Source organism: Treponema sp. R6D11 (assembly GCF_054786075.1).
Genome location: NZ_BDHD01001004.1, coordinates 1 through 415, shown reverse-complemented (window position 1 = coordinate 415; position 415 = coordinate 1). Strand labels below are relative to the sequence as shown.

Annotated in this window: 1 pseudogene; it reads left to right on the top strand. The window is 56.6% G+C overall.

The features are described 5' to 3' along the window. A pseudogene (locus ACYVTD_RS17210) lies at positions 1 to 415 on the top strand (hypothetical protein); the annotation flags it as partial.

Sequence of the window (415 nt, the reverse complement as noted above, 5' to 3'; positions counted from 1 at the left end):
GGGGGGGGGGGGCAATTTCAATTCCTCGACCTCCGTCAAAAGACGGAAACGCTGTTTGGAAATCTGCAGGAGCCGTTGTGGGAGACGGTTGGTCGTTGGCTTGGAGAAAATTGGACGCTAAATACTGGGGAGTGCCCCAACGTCGTAAAAGAATCTTCCTTGTCGCAGATTTTGGAAAAAAATGTGCCGGAGAAATACTATTTAAGTCCGAAGGCTTGCCGGGGAATCCTGCGGAGGGCGGAGAGGCGGGGGAAGGGAATGCCGGGAGGGCCGGAGGGGGGGGGTGGGGGAGAGGGCGTTATGGGGGGGGGAGGATAAAGAGAAAAAACGAATACGAAGAAGATCGCGCCCCCTGCCTACAGACAAAAAAAGCGCCCGATGTGGGCGGCGGCGGTGGCGGGGGTAAACAGAATTT